This is a genomic window from Paenibacillus sp. FSL M7-0134, assembly GCF_038007865.1.
Taxonomy (GTDB): Bacteria; Bacillota; Bacilli; order Paenibacillales; family Paenibacillaceae; genus Paenibacillus; species Paenibacillus polymyxa_B.
Window position 1 is genome coordinate 851,938 of the sequence record NZ_JBBOXV010000002.1, and the last position, 19,004, is coordinate 870,941.

Annotated in this window: 24 protein-coding genes and 1 riboswitch; of the genes, 18 read left to right on the forward strand and 6 right to left on the reverse strand. The window is 47.7% G+C overall.

The window, feature by feature from the left end:
* Positions 1-66: 66 nt before the first annotated feature.
* A riboswitch (PreQ1 riboswitch) is annotated at positions 67-110 on the reverse strand.
* Positions 111-189: 79 nt separating this feature from the next.
* Positions 190-894 (reverse strand): AIM24 family protein, encoded by a 705-nt coding sequence (locus NSQ58_RS19535; protein ID WP_341058063.1) that lies wholly within the window; start codon positions 892-894, stop codon positions 190-192.
* A gap of 33 nt (positions 895-927) precedes the next feature.
* Positions 928-1,368 (reverse strand): hypothetical protein, encoded by a 441-nt coding sequence (locus NSQ58_RS19540; RefSeq protein ID WP_023987365.1) that lies wholly within the window; start codon positions 1,366-1,368, stop codon positions 928-930.
* A gap of 313 nt (positions 1,369-1,681) precedes the next feature.
* Between NSQ58_RS19540 and NSQ58_RS19545 the strand changes: the two genes are divergently transcribed.
* From NSQ58_RS19545 to NSQ58_RS19555, 3 genes are all read left to right on the forward strand, one after another.
* The gene (locus NSQ58_RS19545) at positions 1,682-1,837 is read left to right on the forward strand and encodes a hypothetical protein (RefSeq protein ID WP_023987366.1); all 156 of its coding nucleotides are present in this window, start codon (positions 1,682-1,684) and stop codon (positions 1,835-1,837) included.
* 223 nt (positions 1,838-2,060) lie between these two features.
* Positions 2,061-2,828, forward strand: coding sequence for a hypothetical protein (locus tag NSQ58_RS19550; RefSeq protein ID WP_028543153.1), 768 nt, complete (start codon positions 2,061-2,063; stop codon positions 2,826-2,828).
* 71 nt (positions 2,829-2,899) lie between these two features.
* Positions 2,900-3,883, forward strand: coding sequence for a helix-turn-helix transcriptional regulator (locus tag NSQ58_RS19555; protein WP_023987368.1), 984 nt, complete (start codon positions 2,900-2,902; stop codon positions 3,881-3,883).
* A gap of 40 nt (positions 3,884-3,923) precedes the next feature.
* On the opposite strand, the gene NSQ58_RS19560 is transcribed toward NSQ58_RS19555, so the two are convergent.
* The 4 genes from NSQ58_RS19560 to NSQ58_RS19575 all read right to left on the reverse strand — a co-directional run bounded on the left by NSQ58_RS19560 (position 3,924) and on the right by NSQ58_RS19575 (position 7,845).
* A complete protein-coding gene (locus NSQ58_RS19560; RefSeq protein ID WP_023987369.1) occupies positions 3,924-4,595 on the reverse strand; it encodes a 3'-5' exonuclease in 672 nt (223 codons plus the stop codon).
* Positions 4,596-4,838: 243 nt separating this feature from the next.
* Positions 4,839-6,740: a 5'-nucleotidase C-terminal domain-containing protein gene (locus NSQ58_RS19565; protein WP_341058065.1), complete on the reverse strand. Its 1,902-nt coding sequence runs from the start codon at positions 6,738-6,740 to the stop codon at positions 4,839-4,841.
* A 194-nt stretch (positions 6,741-6,934) separates the two neighbouring features.
* A complete protein-coding gene (locus NSQ58_RS19570) occupies positions 6,935-7,360 on the reverse strand; it encodes an ImmA/IrrE family metallo-endopeptidase (RefSeq protein ID WP_076264415.1) in 426 nt (141 codons plus the stop codon).
* A gap of 11 nt (positions 7,361-7,371) precedes the next feature.
* Positions 7,372-7,845, reverse strand: a complete 474-nt coding sequence (locus NSQ58_RS19575; protein ID WP_028543151.1) for a helix-turn-helix domain-containing protein — start codon at positions 7,843-7,845, stop codon at positions 7,372-7,374.
* 332 nt (positions 7,846-8,177) lie between these two features.
* Between NSQ58_RS19575 and NSQ58_RS19580 the strand changes: the two genes are divergently transcribed.
* From NSQ58_RS19580 to NSQ58_RS19650, 15 genes are all read left to right on the forward strand, one after another.
* Positions 8,178-8,654, forward strand: a complete 477-nt coding sequence (locus tag NSQ58_RS19580) for an ArpU family phage packaging/lysis transcriptional regulator (protein WP_013309118.1) — start codon at positions 8,178-8,180, stop codon at positions 8,652-8,654.
* Between the two features lie 339 nt (positions 8,655-8,993).
* Positions 8,994-9,128 (forward strand): hypothetical protein, encoded by a 135-nt coding sequence (locus NSQ58_RS19585; RefSeq protein ID WP_023987373.1) that lies wholly within the window; start codon positions 8,994-8,996, stop codon positions 9,126-9,128.
* A complete protein-coding gene (locus tag NSQ58_RS19590) occupies positions 9,125-9,985 on the forward strand; it encodes a hypothetical protein (RefSeq protein WP_341058066.1) in 861 nt (286 codons plus the stop codon). The genes NSQ58_RS19585 and NSQ58_RS19590 overlap by 4 nt, the downstream gene beginning before the upstream one ends.
* A gap of 10 nt (positions 9,986-9,995) precedes the next feature.
* Entirely contained in the window at positions 9,996-10,214 is a 219-nt protein-coding gene (locus tag NSQ58_RS19595; RefSeq protein WP_076264414.1) for a hypothetical protein, read from the forward strand.
* Between the two features lie 2 nt (positions 10,215-10,216).
* Positions 10,217-11,683 (forward strand): phage tail sheath family protein, encoded by a 1,467-nt coding sequence (locus NSQ58_RS19600; protein ID WP_023987375.1) that lies wholly within the window; start codon positions 10,217-10,219, stop codon positions 11,681-11,683.
* A 122-nt stretch (positions 11,684-11,805) separates the two neighbouring features.
* Complete coding sequence (locus NSQ58_RS19605) at positions 11,806-12,213, forward strand: phage tail tube protein (RefSeq protein WP_013309122.1); 408 nt, start codon at positions 11,806-11,808, stop codon at positions 12,211-12,213.
* 76 nt (positions 12,214-12,289) lie between these two features.
* Complete coding sequence (locus NSQ58_RS19610) at positions 12,290-12,724, forward strand: phage tail assembly chaperone (RefSeq protein ID WP_007429164.1); 435 nt, start codon at positions 12,290-12,292, stop codon at positions 12,722-12,724.
* Between the two features lie 23 nt (positions 12,725-12,747).
* On the forward strand, positions 12,748-12,879 hold the full coding sequence (locus NSQ58_RS19615; RefSeq protein ID WP_019686368.1) for a hypothetical protein: 132 nt from the start codon (positions 12,748-12,750) through the stop codon (positions 12,877-12,879).
* Positions 12,880-12,900: 21 nt separating this feature from the next.
* On the forward strand, positions 12,901-14,673 hold the full coding sequence (locus NSQ58_RS19620) for a hypothetical protein (RefSeq protein WP_341058067.1): 1,773 nt from the start codon (positions 12,901-12,903) through the stop codon (positions 14,671-14,673).
* Between the two features lie 36 nt (positions 14,674-14,709).
* Complete coding sequence (locus NSQ58_RS19625) at positions 14,710-15,354, forward strand: LysM peptidoglycan-binding domain-containing protein (RefSeq protein WP_061830304.1); 645 nt, start codon at positions 14,710-14,712, stop codon at positions 15,352-15,354.
* A complete protein-coding gene (locus tag NSQ58_RS19630; protein ID WP_053324821.1) occupies positions 15,351-16,328 on the forward strand; it encodes an XkdQ/YqbQ family protein in 978 nt (325 codons plus the stop codon). The genes NSQ58_RS19625 and NSQ58_RS19630 overlap by 4 nt, the downstream gene beginning before the upstream one ends.
* Positions 16,321-16,728: a hypothetical protein gene (locus NSQ58_RS19635; RefSeq protein ID WP_023987380.1), complete on the forward strand. Its 408-nt coding sequence runs from the start codon at positions 16,321-16,323 to the stop codon at positions 16,726-16,728. The genes NSQ58_RS19630 and NSQ58_RS19635 overlap by 8 nt, the downstream gene beginning before the upstream one ends.
* Positions 16,715-17,185, forward strand: a complete 471-nt coding sequence (locus NSQ58_RS19640; RefSeq protein WP_338533333.1) for a DUF2634 domain-containing protein — start codon at positions 16,715-16,717, stop codon at positions 17,183-17,185. The genes NSQ58_RS19635 and NSQ58_RS19640 overlap by 14 nt, the downstream gene beginning before the upstream one ends.
* Positions 17,185-18,336, forward strand: a complete 1,152-nt coding sequence (locus NSQ58_RS19645; RefSeq protein WP_341058069.1) for a baseplate J/gp47 family protein — start codon at positions 17,185-17,187, stop codon at positions 18,334-18,336. Before NSQ58_RS19640 ends, NSQ58_RS19645 begins: the two co-directional genes overlap by 1 nt.
* Entirely contained in the window at positions 18,329-19,003 is a 675-nt protein-coding gene (locus tag NSQ58_RS19650; protein ID WP_341058070.1) for a YmfQ family protein, read from the forward strand. Before NSQ58_RS19645 ends, NSQ58_RS19650 begins: the two co-directional genes overlap by 8 nt.
* The last annotated feature ends 1 nt before the right edge of the window (position 19,004 follow it).

The window sequence follows — 19,004 nt, forward strand, 5'->3', positions numbered from 1 at the left end:
TCTTGAACCGACTTCAACAAAAAACAGGCCTTGCCCCGCGAATTCATTTTTCTTGCGGAGGACAAAGCATCGTTAGTTTTTTATAGAGGGAGTTCGCGAACCTCTCCCATGCATGACGCATGGATTTTCTCCATTAGTGTCTGCCATGAGGACAGACGGCTATAGCATTGTCATTATAGCATGGCAGGGCTATTTGATAAACACTCCACCAAATGGAATGACTTCCCGTAAAAATCGCTTGATCACGCCATCGTCGTTCATATCCTGTTGAAGCTGCCGATGATGTTCCCCAGCATGAAATAGTACGGTACCCTGTCCGGTCATTTTAAAATGATAGTTCATATGCTGGCTGGCCAGATGGTTGCCGTACACGGTCAACTCCAGTTTGGCGTTTTCGGGATAGGCAATGACGCTGCTTGCATCCACATATATCGGCTCTGTCGGATGAAGCTGTTCTTGACATACCAATCCCTGCGTCAAAAGACCGATTTGACCAACACCATCGAATTTCATTTTTATAACATCGCGGCTAAACAACATGTTTTTCATGCTTAGCAGCTTGGTACGCATTTGAATACCGGAGCTGTACCAGAACAGGTTGCGAAAATCGTATAACAGATCATCGCTTCCTTCAAGCTTAATCATTTTTAGACTAAAGCCAGGTGGAAGTGCGGCAATTAGGCGACAAGCTCCTGTGAAATCGGCCTGAATCAGTTTGTGTTTGCGATACATGCCCTTAATATTCATCAGTTTATCACTACGGCCTGAGCTGGGTCCGCGGTATGCGATGATTTGCTGCGGATGCAGAACATGCAGCTTTTCTCCTTCCGCCAGATCGAGCGTTACGACCGAACCGACGCTTTCATCATGGTGTTGTCCTGCTTGTATGTCCATTCAGACCTTTCATCCTTTCATCCTTTCAGACAGTTAGTACCTTCCCGAACGTCGACGCATCCCGTAACGCAACAGTCGGATACCGATAAAATAACCGGCCAGGAGAATTATAGCTGTGATGATGAGCATTTTATTTCGGTGTGAAGCCTGATCGCGCTGGGTTTGAAGATTTTTTAATTCTGTGACAGTGTCAGTCAGCTTGCGGTTTTGCTCCAGCAATTGGGCATTTTGCTCTTGATAGGCCTCTAAGCTGTTACGAGCCTTTTCCAGATCTTCCTGTGTTTGTCGGTAGCTTTCCTTGAGCTGATACACATCACCGGGCAACCGCGAAAATTGCTCGAAGCCTTGGTACACATCATCCCAATAAGCAGCATGTACTTCGGGTACACGAGTTATCCCAAAAATAAACAAAAGTGCTATAGCAGCGCAGACAATGCGGCGGTACAAAGCAAAACGACAAGTTGGTCGTGCCAAGAGATGTTCCCCCTTTTGATAAACCAAGATGTTAGGTGATACGGATCATTACCCATATGACATGGTTACGTATAATATAACGATTCGGATGCAGATTTTAGAATAAATGGACGACAAATACGGAGAAAATGTTCTCAAAAAAAGTCGATATATTAGTTTAAGTGTACCTTAAAACGGGTATATCAAGGAAGCGGCAACATTCCGGCATTTTTTCCAGCATACGAGTAAAGAACGATCCGCACCTGATCAGGGCTTAAGTTGAATATATGAACTGAAATATATTAAAAATTGATATAGAAGGAGATTTTGCAAGATGAATGAGAGAGAACAAAACTATAAAACTTTAAAAATCACTGTAAATGGAAAGCCGTTATCAAAGGATCTCGTTGTAGATAGCACTACTTTTGCTCCTATATCTGATATTTGCACAAAAACGAAAGTTTCTTTAACAGAAACTACAATCTCATAAGTATAAATATAGAAGTAGACTATAATATAGCCCGGCATATGCCGGGCTATTTTTGCGCATTTATGTAATTAAAATGGTTTAAAATGTTATTTACCAAACTAGGTCCCCCTTCATAAAGATTCCCATGTATAATTTTCACAATCAAACATACGTTCCCTGACAATATAGTGTCAGATAACACTGTTAATTTAGAGTTACATGTTCTTTTAGGGGGAATTTACCAGTGGTGAAGTCAATGCTCAATGTAACGTGCACATGGGACAAAGAGTCTATATCTGCGAATGGGTCCAAACAAGTAAATCTACTGATAGAATGGGGCTATGGAGCTATACGTAAAAGAAAAGGAAATCTAATACCGAAAGCAGCGGGATGTGACCTTCAACTCCAGTTCATTCCAGAAAACGGGGTAAGTCTATTAAAAGCTGAAGGGGTGAGGCTCGGTTTTAAACGCTCAGAAAACGGAGATAGCATGTTTGTTCACTGTGGTGATGTACGACGGGGAAAATATAGACAGGCTATTTTAACGTTTTCTATACCGGCTCACTCGTCCGGAAGACATACGATTGGAATGATGGAGTGGAGCTGGCGCAAGCCATCGCAGGAAAAGCGAACGCTGATCCGGACAGACCAGCTCTATATCCATTTCACGCATCATCTTGGTCTGCTGAGCATTCCATCCAACCCGAAGGTGGAAAAATACATAAAGCTGAATGAGACGTCCCCTATTGTAAAAAAAGCATTGCGTATGTACGAGAAAGGGGAATATGAGCGAGGGGCGTTCATCCTTACCAGACAAGCAGATGAATTACTTATACGTGCAGCAAGAAGCGATGACATGGACTACCTGCAGGAAGCCGAGTTAATTCTGGCCATACGCAATAAATGGAGTGGTACTTTTGTCTCATTCACAGCGTATAGTTCTAAGGTCATTTTTAATAAAGCAATATCGGTAGGAGATGTTCATTTTACTGAAAATGATATTTTAAGATAGGCAATTATGCTAGTTTATTTGTGTAATATAGTGAGTCTAATTTACTATCTTTTTGTAAAGGAGAGACTTCCTTGACTGATCGGTTGATACGTTTAATGCGGATTATTACTATTGTTCAGGCAAATCCGGGGATATTGGCAAGAGAGCTTGCCGAACGTTGTGAAACATCAGAACGTACTATATACCGGGATATGGAGGCGTTAAGCGCTATGCATATTCCGATTACGAATATGGGGCATGGCAAAGGGTACATTTTTATTAGTAATTTTGCTTTGTATCCTCTGAATTGGACAGAAGAAGAGGTAGAGGCTTTTACCAAGCTGGGAGAGATTATGGAAACGGTAAAGCCTCTTTTACCGCCAGCTTTTGAAAGTGCTTATGAGAAAGTGATGGCCTCTAGTCAGAAAAAAAAGATGGACCAGACGAGCTTCGCGCAGGAAATGAAAAATATCATCCGGCTCGGCTCGACACTTGATCGGGAAAACCAGCCCTATCTGCTCAGGCTGATTGTTTTGGCGAGTCTTACGCAGCAGACGATTGAAGCGGAATACAGCTCGCCTCAAAATGAAAATGTATCCCTAGTTCAGGTAGATCCTTATTGTTTGGTTCCGCAGGATCGGCGATTCTATATGCTTGGTTTTTGTCACAAGCACTCCGCTATGAGAACCTTTCGGATCAGCCGCTTTCGGAACATGAGAATTTTGCCGTATACGTTTCAAAAAAATACAACTGAAATGGAAATGTTTTTTAAAGGGACCTGGTCGGTGACCAAAGGAAATCAGAATATCCGGTTTGTGGTACGTTTTTCTGCCGAGTCTGTATATCGGGTCAAAGAAGAGGAGCTGTTCATCAAGCCTTTTCTTAAGGATTTGCCGGATGGAAGTTTGTTGTTTGAGGTGACGGTCAATCATGACCGTGAATTTTTGGATTGGCTCACTTCCTATGGAGCTGAGGCCGAGATCCTGGAGCCTTTACGGTACCGCAAACGAATGCAAGAAATGCTGCGGACCTGGGGGGCATTCTATTTCGATAAAAAGGCAGGAAATCAAGAATAACAGGGGGAGATCCCCCGGAACGGGCCGGGGAGCTATCCGTTTAACGGTCTTTAAACAGGTTGGCGAGATTGCCAAAAGGACTGTACTGCTCCTGTTCTTCTTCTGGTGAGGAGTAGACGAGCTTCGAGCCGCGGCTTTCCTCATCGTCAGCAGCATTATGAACTAATGTAATACGATCAAAATGGTACATGAAAACCTGTGCGGTGTTCACGGCATCATCCAGTGCCCGGTGTTGTTGACCGTCAAAGTCAATGTTGCACAATTCCAGCGCCTGAGACAGGCTCAACTGACGGTACTTTCCATTGGAACTAAACAGACGGGAAATCTGCTTCTGTATATCATTTGTATTATGAATCCATCCGAGATCTACATGATGGGTACGACAATGGGATACCAGCTTCTGACGGTCATCCGGGCCCCATGCGCATAAATAATAAGGGGAATCCGTACCGAGCCAGGCTATGAATTGCTTCACAGCTTCAGGGAATAGTGGGGCGGCATCAATGTCTCGTTGAGTAATACCCGTGAACTGAACGGTATCTGTAGAGAGTACAGGCCGATTCGAGGGTCTTACAAAACTGTGAAACGTATCCGCAACGTATAGGCCATCGTCTCCCTGAACAACTTTGACGGCACCGATATCAATGATTTCGGAGGAATATCTGGCGTTACGGCTAACGGTAAATTCAAGATCGTAAATAATGTATTGCATTTCTGGACTCCTTCCACACATATAACTGATCCCGATGGGTATCGGGACGAATGTTCTCTGCCCGAATGACTCTTCTCCATCATACCTCTCGGTTCACAACTTGTCAGCGGTTAAAAGGTTTGCTTTTAAAAAAAATATGCGATGTCCAAATGAGCTTGGACTATCGCATATCTAAAAACGCCTGACATACAGCAGCATCCGAAACCACTAGGATTCCGGACGCTGTTTTTGCTAGCTATTGAATTAGGCCGGGAGGTCTAACTTTTGTCCCGGATAAATGCGGTGAGGATTCTTCAACTTATTCAACTGCTGAAGCTGTTGCCAGGTGGTACCATGTTTGCGGGAAATGTCATACAGCGTATCCCCGGATTTCACAACATATACATGGCTATTTGTAACTTGTGCAGAAGCGGATGTCTGCTGTGGCTTGGCTGTTTGAGACTTTGCCGGTGCCGGTTTTGCGGGTGCTGGTTTCGCAGCCGGTGTAGGTACGGATTGCGGCTTTTCCTGCACAGGTGCGGGTGTTGCCGTTGAAGCAGATGGCGCAGCTTGTGTGGCAGGGACAGAAGTTTTACCGTCAGCCTTGGCTTCTTGAATGCGACCGTCCGCTTGTACTTGCAGGCTAGCGGAGCCCACCTTTTGCATGTAGCGAATTAACGCTTCGTCAAGCGAGCCGAACATCCCTGCCTGTGGATATTTAGCGAACATCGTATATTGGTCACCACCTACGGCAGTAAAATCATTGGTGGCCAGTGTGTATGTTGCCTCAGGATCAAGTGTCTTTCCGCCGATCAGGATAGAATGAACACGGCTCCCTTTGGCTGCTGATGTGTCTATTTTGAACGAGATACCTGATACCTGTGGGAAACCTCCGCTTGGCTCTGGATAGGAGGCTGTACCATTTTCCAGTGCGGCCTGAATGTCAGAGCCCTTCACTTTCAGGGTAACGATCTGGTTGCCGAAGGGCAGCACAGTGATGATGTCTCCCTTGGTTACTGTCCCCGTCTTGATGGAAGCCCGGATGCCGCCACCGTTCGTTAAAGCCACGTCTGCTCCCGAAACATCACGCATAGCATCGGTGAGCAGGTCGCCAAGATTGGTTTCACTTGCACGTACCTTTTCGCGTGCTCCTTCCAGATCCACACTTGTTTGCGTTACAACCTCTTTAAGAATAGGTTCCTGGTCCTTTTGAATGGAGGCGATCAATGCAGCAATTTCAGCGTTGGGCTGAACGTCGACTGCTTGAGTCGAATCAATCAGCTTGGCTTGCTTTTGCGTAACCTTACCGCCGTCGACCCATAAGTCCACAACACCCAGATACTTGGTGTATTCACCTGCGCTAGCGATCAATGTACCATTGTCACTAACCAAGCCTTTTTCCAGTACGGTATGGCTGTGTCCATCGATGAAAATATCAATGCCAGGCACTTCCTTAACAACCTTGAGGCTGGTGTCCTTACTAGACGCATCCTGCCCCAGGTGACCAAGAACAACAACGACATCTACTTTGCTGCGGATTTCATCAACAGCCGCTTTGGCCTCAGCCGCAGGGTCGGTGAATTGAATACCCTCAACATTTTTGGGATTAGTCTTATATGCTGTTTCTGGCGTAGTCAAACCGATAATACCGATTTTAACGCCGTCCACTTCTTTAATAACATAGGGTTTGAACAAACGTGTTCCGTCTGTTTGTTTAATATTGGCGCTGAGCACAGGGAACTGAATCTCCTTACTTAGCTCAACAAGATGCTTCCAACCATAATTAAACTCGTGGTTACCCGGAACCATAGCATCATAACGCAGCTTGTTAATCACTTTCACAATGCTCTCGCCGTTAACCAAAGTAGCGAAGGTCGTTCCATGAACGGTATCCCCGTCATCTAGCAGCAGCGTATTGGGATTGGAAGCCCGATACTGATCAATGATACCCGCCAGCTTGGCGAATCCCATTTCCTTGTCGTTCGCGACCACGTGGGCATGGGTATCGTTCGTATGTAGGATGGTGATGTGTTTACCGCTGACTGGAGCCGTTGCCGTTCCCGCTGTTCCCACATTGGTTGCTGGGTCTGCTGCTGCTGTACCGAGACAACCAAGTAGAAGCGCGGCAGTCGTCAGGATCGACGAGAGTTTTTTCCATGAGTTCATGTTGTTCCTTCAACCTCCCATAAAATGAATGAATTAGAGAAACCGCTTACGACCACATTTTATCAGATGATTGTAAAAATAACTTCTATTTTATATCAAAGCACTAAAATTTTTTGAGATATCGGTTGTTAAATCCACCGTCTAGTTACCTATATTGTAGAGGAAGTAATAAACAGCAACTTATAGAATAGGAACTAATGTTCTGATTTATGGTCAAAAAAAAGGGCAGTCTCTTTGGGCAGCCCGATCCGGGGTAAATAGTGATCCAACGTTTCGTCAGCTAGTGGCGGTTTTCCCTCACTCAGCAAAAGCACGGCAAACCGATTGGCCTGCTGTTCAAATTTTCCTGGGGAAAAGTAGGAGTGCTCCTCCATAAAAAAGCGGCTAATGCCTTTATGCAGTCGGTCATGTCCCAATTCATGCGCACAGACGAACCGTTCCCATTCGGGTGTGAGGCCATTGTGGATAACGATAAATCTTCTACGCAGCTTGTGGTAATACAGCCCTTTGGTTGTGGGGCCTAGATCGCAGTATCGGATATGGATACCCAAAGCTTTCGCAATATCGAAGGGGCAGTTGGTACGGTATTTTCGGACAAGTTTGTGAATGAGTTCGTTCATGCGCTCACCTACTATCCCTGATCTTTGCCCGCTTGGGGCTCTTTGGGCTTTTTATGTTTGTTCATCTGCTTGGCTTCCCAGAACAGACCTGTCAGCACGTCCTTGATCCGTTGACGGTCTTTTTCATCCAGCGGAATGCCATCGAACATTAATTCGTCGTCTTCCTCCAGCATTTTTTTAAAATCCCGGCGGTCTTTGGAGGTTGCCCATTCCGGCACAGTAGAACGATAAAGTTCATGTGGATTTTGCTCCATTGAATCATCATCTCCCCAATATCCGGCGGCCTTCATCATTTCGGTATAGGATACGCTAAGCGCGTCCGCTATTTTGCGGAGAGTGGAGGGTTTGGGGATTCCGCGCAGTCCATTTTCAATGCGGGAAATTTGTGAATTGCTTATACCTGCAGCATCTGCCAACTGGTTGATGCTCCATTGCTTGTGCTCACGCTGCTGTTTTAAGTAAGTTCCGAATGCTGGCTGTTCCACAATGGGGGCTCCTTTCTGCAAGAGAATCATAGATACTAGTTTTATTATACCATTAGGTAAATAGTAAAAGCACGTAATATGCCAAAAGGCATAGGAAAATAAAGCGAATATCCTGTTTTTAGAGCTATACTGCTTTTTTTGACGATGGATACCTATCCTAAATAATGTTATGTTATACTCAAGATACGAACAAAAGGGGAACACAATGTAAACACGAACGTTTTTCTATTTCAGGATTTTGCAAAATTCGATTCCAATCGCTTCGAAGTGCAAAATCCTCATTTAAAAATACATCATTGTCAAAAGGCATAAGATAAGGAGTGTTGCTTTACATGAGAAATAACTTACCCGAATTGGACCGTCGCAAAACGCAGAATGCATTGGAGGGTGTGTTTGAGAAATACCGAATTTATAAAACGATTACTTTTATGGATCGGGAGAGCTTTATTACGGCTGGCTATACGGATCGCCCGAACGGCCCAACGAATGTGACAAGCGATCCAACGGCCCGGACAGCCGTATATAATGTAGATGCTCCTGCCGCCCGCTTGGCCTACTGCGAAATGGTGGATGCCGTAGTGAGTCGCTTGAATGAACGCGAACAGCTGCTCATCCGTGAACGTTATTTAAAGGATGACGATGTGTTTGATTACAAGGTTTACAATTACGTACTGGACCCTCCGGTCAGCAAGGATACGTACACGAAGCTTCGTACGCGTGCTTTTTACAAAATGGCGCTTGCACTGGCGGACCAAGGCGTTTTAAATTTGGCAGGCTTGCAGAAGGGCGCGGATCGAAAACTGGGTTAATGTAATAATTATCCACTTGTTCTCATTTCTATTTTAAAATGGTTTCCTAAAAGGCCTTGATTTCCTGTAATAACAGGGATCAAGGCCTTTTTTTATAACAGGAACACATGTTCTCTAAAAACCTCCCAACATCATCCCTAGTCTCTGCTTTTATCGTCCATTTCCCCGGCAACGCATTCGTTATTAGGGTGTAAGATTATATCATCGGGAATCAAGACAAGAGGACATACCGAAGACACACACAGTCAAACGTTAGCCGGCCATTAGGGCCGGTTTTTTCATGCGGTGATCGTCTCTGTCGGTTCCCGGGAATTCGTTGAATAGAAAGGAGGAGTCGTGTTGCCTAAGCAAGGGATGCTGCAATGCATGAGTACGAGGCTGCGCCGGATGAGAACACGGAAGTGGAAAAAAGCCTGGCTGAATAGCCACAACATGCGAACGCAGGGTACGCAAAGGTGGCATGCCGCAGGATGAGACAAGCCTTTAAGCAAAAGCTCATTGAAATTATTCCAGCGCTGCAAGGGCGTGTATACGATGTTCAGCCACCGTCGCAGACGGCAGAGGAGCCGTATGCTGTTATGGCGCTGGGCGAGGAAATCTGGAAGTCTTCCTGGGCCGGCTATCGGCAGGTTGTTCGCATCAAGCTGTACGCAGGACAAGCCGGGCTGGCGCTGGCTGATGTATGGGCGAATGCCCTGATTGCCGGGCTGCACCGGGAACCAGTGACAGGTGCAGGTGAGGACACATCGGCTTTTACCGCGCACTATTTGGGCGTGCGGGATGCAGAAAAGCTGGACACTGTTACGGGCAAGGCCTATAGAACGCTGCGTTTTGGCGTGTATGTGCCTGAGACGGAAGGTGGTTCGGCCGTTCCAGCAAACGGTGCTACACAGCCGGAAGAGTGGCTGGCCGCGCTGGTCCGCTGGACGCAGAAGCAACTGGGCGAAACGTGGTCGGTATACGCCGACGCTTGGCCCGCACAGCCAGGACGGCACGCGGTACTATGGCGAATGAGCGGCTGCGAAACTAGGATGGCGGGAGCCTCCATGTATGAGCTGCGTAAACGGTTCATCGGGCATATTAACGCCCCGGACACCACTGAAGAAAACCGCGCAGCTTCCGCACTGATCGAGGGCTTTGCCGCTCAAATCCAGCTTCCTCTGGATCAGGACAAGGGCCGTTATATGTCTACAGCTGAAGCTTCAGCTGATTTGCAGGCGGATGCCATTTTAGATGGTCAGCTTCGGCTGATGCTAGTACAGCGGCGTATGCGCCCAGCTGAGGAAGCGGCGTTGATTCGCAGAGTGGAAATTCATCCTATTTTGAAATGAGGTGGTCTGAGTGACCTTGGAAAACCATGAGAAGGCCCCAGTACATGCCGGGCAGGAAGCAAGTGCCCCCCGCTATACGCTGGAGGAGCTAAAGGAGCACGCAGAACAATTGTTTTCCGTGAAAGAAGAAGTGCTGGCAGGCGCCTTTTTTGGCACACAGGACAAGCTGTTTACGGTAGCAGAAGCACACACTAAAATCGAACAATTTATGAAAGCGAAGGTGGACTAATTATGGCAGGCGGAACATGGGAAAACACGAATAAACCGGTATTGCCGGGTTTGTATATGAATTTTCAGGCAGCAGCAGCTTCAGCAATTCAAGGTGGGTCACGTGGTACGGTCGTTGTACCCGTTAAGGCGAATTGGGGCCCTGTACGTGAGTTTGTAGAGATCGGCAGTGAAACGGCAATCAGCCAAATCTTTTCCGGTGACAGTCTGGACGGTGCGACCGCGTATTCGACGCTGTATCTGGCTTTGCTGGGCGGTCCGAAAAAGCTTCTAGCCTACCGTTTGGCAGATGATACAGCTGCTGAAGCATCTGTGACGCTGAAAAGCGGCGGTGCGACCCCGGCGGATGTGCTGCGCCTGAAGGCTTTGTACACAGGTAGCCGCGGTAATGGTTTCGCTGTAACTGTACAGCCAACTTTGGGTGATGAGCAAGCTCGTGAGGTGCGCCTCTATGAAGGAACCAAGCTACTCGGCACGTACAAAGGCAGTGACGGTACAGCAGCCTCTATTGCCAAGGCCATGAACGAGAACAGCGAAAACGTATGGGTGAAGGCCGAGGTTGTTGGCGACGGCGGCATTCCGGTGGATGTCAGCGGCGTACACCTCACTGGCGGCAACAGCGGCAATAGCAAGCTGGTTAATGCCGATTACATCGCGATGCAGGAGGCACTTGAAGGACAGGAATTTAATGTCTTGGCTCTGGATTATGCAGCTGATCTGGCATTGCTGCAAAGCTTTGCTGCCTGGATCAAGCGTGTCCGCAACGAAGGTAAAGGCGTAATCGCTGTATTCGGCGGTTCTGCGGCAGATGATGTGTCCAAAACAGCCGTCAGCTTGGCCTCTGCACGTTCCCTGGCGCTGAACCATGAAGGTATCGTGAACGTCGGTACAGGCGTACGTCTGGCAGGTACGGACTACAGTTCCGCCCAAACGGCTGCTTATGTAGCCGGGCTGATTGCAGGCCAACGTCTGAATCAATCGGCGACGTATGCGGTTACGCCTTTTGAGGATGTGACCCGTCGCTGGACACGTTCCGAGCAGGAGCAGGCAGTCCGTAATGGTGTCTTCCTGTTGTTCTTTGACGGTCGTCAGGTCAAAGCGCTGCGTGGCATCAACAGCTTGGTGAACCCGGCTGCTGGACAAAACAATGCATGGAAGAAAATTCGTTCCATCCGTGTCATGGATGCTATTAATGCTGACTTGCAGCGTGCAGCCGAAGAGACTTACATTGGCAAAATCAACAACACGGTGGAAGGTCGTCTGGCGCTTATCGGTGCGATCAAAGAATACCTGGCACAGCTGTCGCTGAGCAACGTCATCGAAGCAGATGGCTACGATGTCATTCTCGACCCGGCTTACTACGGCGATGCGCCAGTCATCAAACCGGAGCCGGATCAAGTGTTCCTGCAATGGAACGTGAAGCTCACCGACGTGATGGAACAACTGTTCGGCACATTTTACGTGCAATAAATAAGCATTTTACGTGTATAAGCAATTCGCAGGCAATCAGCAGAAATGGTGTAGCTTGTTAACAACGAGGATTTTGTGAAATCCCGAACTATATTATGAATCATTTTGAGGAGGAAAAAGAAATGTTGGATGCTTCAAGAGTCATTTTAGGTACGTATGGTCAGGCGCATGTGGATGGGGTGTGGCAGACGAATATCAATAAGCTGGAAGCCAGCGTGGAAATGGAAAAACGCGAGCTGAATCTCGTGGGCAACGAGTGGAAGGTGCACAAGCGCGGTATCAAAAAGGGAACGGGAACGATGAGTGGCTACAAGGTCACATCCGATATGATTCGTCGCGGTTTTAACCGTTTTGAGATTATTACTAAATTGGATGATCCAGAAGCCTTCGGACATGAAAGTATTCGTCTCATTCGTTGCACTGCTGACAAAATCCAACTGGCCAACTGGACAGCAGGAGAAGAAGTACAGGAAGAAACGACCTTCACCTTTGAAGGTTATGAGCTGCTTGATCCGATTGTAGCAAACTAAATTGGAAGACGGGGGATGGGATGCTGTCAAGCGTTCCGTTCCCCAAATACAAATGAACAATAAGGGAGAATGACTTATGAGCTTGAATGAGAATATGACAGAAGAACAAATTTTGGACAGCCTGTTTGAAGCTGCTGAAAAACTACCTGAGGAAACGGTCCGCATCAAGCGCCTCGACATGAAAATTGTGCTGCACGGCCTGACCTCCAGTAAGGTGGACAGCATTCGTGAACGCTGCACGATTCGACGGACTGTGAAAGGTGCAGTGGATGAGAAGGTAGATACTGAAACGTTCAACGCCTTGTTGATTTCGGAAGCTACCGGCAAGCTGGAAGTGAAAGGCTTGTCCCTTAACGGTTGGGGCGATCCCCGGATTACAAGCCGCTTGAAGCTGTCCGGTGGCGAACAATCTGTCCGCCGTATGCTGCTGGCGGGTGAACTGGATGCAGTAGGGGATAAGGTGCTGGAACTGTCCGGTTTTGGCGTTGAGATTGCCGACCTAAAAAACTAATCAGCTCCGGGGGAATGACGACGATGCTGTACCACTTGTGGGTCCGGCACCACCTTCGTCCCGGAGACTTTTGGCGGCTTCCTCGCGGTGAGCGCATGCTGCTGCTGGCGTTTGCCGAACAGGAAATGGATAGCATAGCAGCTTCAAAAGCATAAACAAGGAGGTGAACATGATAGATGGCAGAAGCATTAAATTACCGCATGAACCTTGTGATCGATCCTAAAAACGTCATTAAGGCGAACAGAGAATTACGTGCAATGGAACGTTATTTTGAGCGGATTCAAGGACGTGTGTTGAAAATCGGCCGCACCCGCATGGCCCCGGAAATTGTGCTGAACGATATGGCTTCTAAAGGCTTGGATAATCTGTTGAATAAGATTAACCGGGTCAAATCCCAGATTATTAACGCCTCGGGGAATGTAAATGTGAAGGTGAATAGCGGCACTGCTAAAGTAGGTCCGGTTAAGTCTGATAACAACCTGAGTACGGTTTTGAAAGCAAATACTACTGCTGTAGAGGCCAATACGGCCGCTATTGCGGATTTAAGTACTAAGTTAGGCTCTATGAAACTCGGTGGTGAGACGAAAGAAGAAGAGCCCAAGGGTTTTTTAGAAAATCTTAAAGACACCCTCGGGGGTGTCAAAAAGTTTGGCGAAGGCATGAAGGGATTTTCTGAATTAAAAACTAAAGCCAAAGATTTAAAAAAAGTGTGGACTGAAGCTGGACCAGTCGGGGGGACTACAAAAAGGCAAAAATTAGTAAATGGAGCAAAAAAAATATGGAATAATAAAGGTAGTCTAGGTAAGGCTGCTGGTGAAGTTCTTGAAAGTTTCGGCGGTACTGGAGATATGCTGGAAGGCGGAATGGATTTTTTTAAAGGCGGCGGTGGAATAATTGGGAATATTAAAAGTGGTGGCAGTACTGCTATAGATGCAGTTTCTAGCGCCGCTTCTAGCATTATAAACCCAAGCACTGCTGGTGCAGCTGAGGAAGCTGGATCAGGCTTATTTAAGAACTTTTTAAAAGGTGGAGCGAAAAAACTATTGGGACCTTTAAGCTATGGAATGGATATTGTGAACATCGCGAAGGCTACCTCTGGTAAAGAACGTGCAGAAGCTATCGGTTCCACAGTTGGTGGGACTGCTGGTTCTGCATTAGGCGGAGCTATCGGTTCATTTTTGCTTCCGGGTATTGGTACTGTGGTTGGTTCTACACTTGGGGGTATGGCGGGAGACTTTGTCGGTGGGAAAATTGGTGGATTAGTCTCAGATTATGGTCCAGCCATGATGGACAAAGCGAAGTCCGCTGGTAAATTCCTTGGAGAAAAAGCTTCCCAGGTTACAGGCTGGCTTTCTGATAAGGCTGGAGATTTTGGTAAAGGCTTTTCTGATTTCTTTTCTTTTGGTAAAAAAGATGAACCTAAGAAAGAGCCAGCTAAGCCACCTGAAGCTCCTAAACCAGCAACCTCTAAACCAGCAATCCCACCTCATTCGAATTTAGGTAAGTCATTTGAGCCCTTAACGCCTATGGCTATAAATTATAGTGCTAGTGCAGTTGCAAACGTACCTCCGCAGCCAGGCGTAAAAGGTGTTCCTAATCCTTATGGACCGATGGCTATAGCTAACCAGGGAGTCAATCCAAACCCACTACTGAATACTGCAGCTCATGCGAACAATGGAGCCAAAGCTAAAGGCAAAGGTAATGGTAATCCGACACCTCAAGTAGTACAGATCAGTCCTGAACAGATGGGAACCCTGTCTGGCTTTTTGAAGGATTTTAAAACGGAAACCACCAACCAATTCAATCTTCCTGCGGGGGCTGTACAGGTCACTGTACATGAGAACAAGCTGGATGTGGATGGGCTTATTACGCAAATTGGCTACCGTCTCAAAGCTGAAATTCTGCGTGCAACGCAGAACACCAAGCCAGCAGGCGCTGGAGCTATGTAATGGAGTAGATGGTAGCAACGGGGAAGGAGGAAAGAGATGGAATTTAGTTTGACGGATGGTAAAGGAAAAAAGTTTCAGTTTCCAGTAAATCCTGAGGAAGTGACGATCTCACGGCAAAAGGGATTTGATACAACGACGATTTTATCCTATGGGGAGTTTGACTTCCCACAAGGGGAGAAGGTGAAGGAAATCTCCTTCTCTTCTTTTTTTCCGAAAGAATACAATCCAGCGTATTGCACTTACAAAGATATCCCTGATCCTCAGGAGGCCATGAACACGTTGAATGGCTTTTTACTATCCAAGAACCCGCTACGTTTTATTATTACGGAGACAGCCGTGAATGTGCCAGTAATTGTGGCATCTCATAATTCGATCTTTCGCGGCGGCGAGTATGGGGATGTGAATTTTGATCTGTCACTACGGACCTGGAGTGATATGAAAGTTGCCAAAAAAGCTGGCGTCACGGGAAGTAAGGCGGCTGCGGTCAACAAAAAACCTCGCACAGATATGAAAGAAAAGAAAAAAACATATACGGTTAAGTCGGGTGATTCCTTGTCCAAAATTGCCAAGCTGGAGTTGGGGGACAGTTCGCAATGGAGTCGTATTTATCAGCTTAATAAAAAGGTCATTGGACAAAATCCGAATGCAATTAAACCGGGTCAAAAGCTGGTGTTATCATGAGCTACAAAGTCATTTTACAGGATAAATATGATTTATCTCCTCTCGTGGAGAACATTAATTTGAGGGATTCGCTGGAGCAAATCGCCTATCAGGGCACGGTCAATCTGGTCGTTACTCCGGATATGCCCGCCATTTCCCCTGGGATGTCCATTCGGGTTAGCGGAATTCCTTATGGCAAAAAGGATTATGTCCCCTTGCTGTCTCCAGCAGTGATCTGGGAAGTAGAAACCTCTAACAACGGGCTCAAACGTATGACGTTGACGTTATATGACCGTACAGTGTATTTAGACAAGTCCGAGGATGAATATTTACTCCCTGCTAAGCAGACGGCTACTCAGCGTTTTCAGAAGTATGCTAGGGACTGGAAGCTGAAAATCGCTTCATTGCCAGATACGAAAAAAACGCTGGGACGCGCCGTATACCGCACACAATCCATCTATTCTATGATGCTGGGAGATCTGCGCGAAACGGCAAAGGCGGGAGGGAAGCTGTATCATCCACGGATGATTTCTTCCGGGTTGGAGCTGTACGAGCTGGGAACGAACAAAGATGTGTATGTTTTGGAGAGAGTGACTGATACGACACAGTCCCGTACGCTGGAAGGTGCGGCCACAAGAGTGAAGGTACTGGCTACGGCTGCCAGTGAATCAGGCAATGAGGTACCGTCCAAGGTGATGGCGCTTGAGGAGAAGGACATTGCCAAATATGGGACACTTCAGGTGATTGTGCAGGATGACGAGGTCAAGTCTGGTGCAGCAGCACGTGAGTTGGCCAAAAGTAAGCTGAGAGGCATACAACAAACGATATCGGTAAATGCACCGGATATGAACACGATTCGAGCAGGAGACGCGGTAATGTTAGGCTCCATAAAGTTATTGGTCATTTCGGTGAGCAGGGAATTAGGTAACCCCGGCAGTATGTCGCTGGAGCTCGGAACGTATGACGATGTAAAAAGGAGGTTTTACCTTGAATAAGGACCCCTACGGGCATTTGGCGACCGCGCTGCAATCTTCATTTCATAAGCATACCAAGCAAGCACTGAGTGGAGTGGGCGCGGTATTAGGCACGATTACCTCCACGGGACTCAAGCTGGACGATTTTAAACATGAGCTTCAGGATTATCTGGTCGCGGAGTTGCCGGGACTGCTATCTGTACCACGCCATATGTATAAAGGCACCTCAACCGCAGTGGAATCGGAAAATTGGGAAGGCAAAGAGCTGAAAACTTCCTTTTATATCGGGGAAGACGAGCTGGAGGATGTGAATCTCAGTTTGAACGAAGGACTCAAGCCCGGAGATCGTGTACTGGCGGTTCGGGTGAATAGCGGCAATGATGTGGTGGTCGTGTGCAAGGTGGTGAATGGACGTGGCTAATTTGTTTCCCGAAACAGATGATATGATCTGGACAGACACGGATATGACCGACCCGGATGTACTGGAGGATAACCGTGCAGTATTTGGTCGAAGCTGGCGGTTTGATTTTGAAGCTGGTGAGTTTGTTATGAGCCCTAGCCGTAAAATCGTGACTACAGGCGAGAAAGAAGCCTGGGTACAGTGGTGTGAAAAAGCGATTCGCACTCCTCGCTACCGGCATGTGATCTATTCACCTGACTATGGGAGTGAGCTGGATGAGCTAATTGGCAGCAGCTATGGGCACGGTGTGCAAGAAAGCGAAATTAAACGCATGGTCACGGAGGCATTACTAGCAGATGCACGTACGGCTAGTGTGGATCAGTTCACTTTTCGCTGGGAAGGTGAGGCGTGCCATTTTAGCTGCCAGATTACGAACGTGCGAGATGAAACAGAAATTGTGGAAAGTGTGGTGATCTAATGGCAGACTTGCCGGAATATTTGGTAGACCAGACGGAAGAGGGAATTTTAAATCGGATGCTGGAAAAAGTGCCTTCGGACATGGATAAGTCCGAGGGCTCTTTTATTTGGGATGCACAGGCGCCGGTAGCGTTTATGCTATCCGAAGCGGCGATCTGGGCGCAGGAGCTACTGCGACGTGGCTTTGCCAGCACCGCAGCCAGCGACAACCCGGATTTTCGCTCGCCGGAGCTGGATTTGCGGACAGCAGAGCATGGAGTGACACGGCGAGAAGCAATTGCTGCCTCAGGTATGGTCACGTTCACGGGCACAGCGGGAACGACCGTCCCGGCGGGAACGTTGGTGGCGACCCCGGCAGATGATGTATCCGGGGAAGCCTCCATTGAGTATGCGATCACGGCATCGGTCACGCTGGATGAACAAGGTGCCGGGGAAGCGGCTATTCGGGCGGTGAATCCCGGGCGCAGCGGTAATGTGCCTGCGGGTGTCATCCAAGTGATGGCAACCCCGGTTAGCGGGGTCGCCTCTGTGATCAATACGGAGGAAACCAAAAGCGGTACAGACGTTGAGAGCGACCAGTTGTTGCTGGAGCGTTTTTATGCCAAGGTGCGGAACCAGGGTACCAGTGGCAACAAGGCGCAGTATACCCAGTGGGCGAATGAGATTGCTGGAGTTGGTGGCGTAGAAGTTGTTCCGCTCTGGAAAGGGCCGGGAACAGTAGGGTTATATGTGCTGGATACGGATAAACGCGCGGCCAGCCCGGATATCGTGGCTGCGGTGCAGAAGTATATTGATCCGACTCAGGATGGACAAGGAGAAGGGCTGGCACCAGCGGGCCCTGTGGTGACGATCATGCCAGCGGCAGAAGTGGAGATTAACATCTCAGTCAAGGTACAGCGTACCAAAGAGAAGCCGTCCACACTGGATGAAATCAAAAAGCTGATTGAAAGCGGTGTGCGGACGTATTTGAAGCAGCTTGCTTTTTACAAGGAAGACCCGTTGGTACGATATACCCGGATTTCTGCTGTGCTGCTGGACATTCCGATTATTATTGATTTCTCTGAACTGAAAATCAATGGACAGAGCAATCAGAATATTGAGATTGGATCAGGTCAGGTGGCAGTGCTGGGGACGGTGAGCGTTAGTGAGTAACAATGGAACGAACAGTTTTGAAGATTTATTGAACAATCCAGAGCAGGAAAAACGTGCAAACCGTATTGACAATTTTGTTAATCGGGTAACTATAGCGGGAGATACAGTGGGCCAAATGAGCAGCGAGCGGGGACGCGAGCTGCTTTCCTATTTGCCTGCCTATTATGAAACCTCACGTGTGATGCGTTCCGATATGGATGCTAAAGGAAGTGAATTGGACGCCTTGTATCTGGCAATGGACGCAACGGTGGGACAGTTTTTCGTACGTACCGCCACATGGGGACTAGAACGCTGGGAAATGGAGCTGGGGATCGAAACCGACCTGGCGAAGCCATTGGACCAACGGCGTGCGGTGGTGGAATCGAAGTTGCGAGGGGCAGGAACTTTTTCCGGCCGGCTTGTCAAAAATGTAGCTGAAGCGTATGACGGAGGCACGGTAGATGTCACTTTTCATCCCGCCGAATGGGGATTTACGGTCAAATTTATGGATACCATTGGGATTCCGCCCAACGTGGAGGATCTTAAAGCAGCCATTGAGGAGATCAAGCCCGCTCACATGGCAGTAGAGTACAAATTACGCTACTTGACCATTGCCGAGGTCGAGTCTATGACCCTCTATGAAAATGAACATACAACCCAGGATAGATATTTAGGAGGTGGCGCATAGC